The following is a 358-nucleotide window of genomic DNA, read 5'->3' as shown; positions in this document are numbered from 1 at the left end:
AGCTAAAGCCACCTTTATTTTCACAGTGCTTCTTTCTGGATGCTCCGTCGCGCAACAATCCGCTTATAATGCTGGCAATATAGAAGGGTTTAATCACACCGAATATGAAATATCCGATTTCAATATTAATGGTGCGATGGGCTCAACTAGTGGAACAGTTTGTTGTGCCATGATCCCTAAAAAATGGACACCTGAGCTGAGAGCTCATATTTCATGGAACACAGTAGATGCCAAAAAGGTTTCAAAATTCCCAGGATTCACTGATAGAGTTAAATATAAACAATGGGAAAAAGAAGTAGATACAAATACTCATACACATGAAGCGATTGTGCCCATTGCCCAATACGATAAATCCTGC

1 protein-coding gene is annotated in these 358 nt (G+C 39.7%); it reads left to right on the top strand.

The genetic code is table 11. From position 1 onward, the window contains the following. Window positions 1-358: Tli1a family immunity protein (gene tli1a / locus M983_RS16730; RefSeq protein ID WP_157091992.1), on the top strand; the 358-nt coding region annotated here is incomplete at both ends.

The organism is Proteus myxofaciens ATCC 19692 (assembly GCF_001654855.1).
GTDB lineage: Bacteria > Pseudomonadota > Gammaproteobacteria > Enterobacterales > Enterobacteriaceae > Proteus > Proteus myxofaciens.
The sequence above is the reverse complement of the archived record's forward strand: the minus strand, read 5'-3'. Positions and strand labels throughout refer to the sequence as shown.